General features: G+C 64.7%; 1 protein-coding gene. It reads left to right on the forward strand.

The genetic code is table 11. The annotated features are described in order from the left end of the window. On the forward strand, positions 1-255 hold a 255-nt coding region (locus tag RMT89_RS44220), incomplete at both ends, for a hypothetical protein (protein ID WP_315889403.1).

Consider the following 255-nt stretch of genomic DNA (forward strand, 5'->3'; position numbering starts at 1 on the left):
GACTCGCTGATCGGCCGCCATCCGCGCGTGATGCTCAACCTGATGCGCATCCTGGTGAAACGCCTTCAGGACACGACCCGCAACGCGGTGGACACCGGCCGGCCCAAATCTTTTGCCATCGTGCCGTTGCAGCCGGGCCTGGAGCAGTCGCCGATTGCCAACCGCCTCGCGGGCGCTCTGGTCAACATGGGCTCCAAGGCCGCGGTGCTGGACGCAAGCGTCGCGGACCAGTCGGGTGAATGGTTCAACAATTTC

Origin of the sequence: Streptomyces sp. P17, assembly GCF_032436805.1 — a bacterium.
GTDB lineage: Bacteria > Actinomycetota > Actinomycetes > Streptomycetales > Streptomycetaceae > Streptomyces.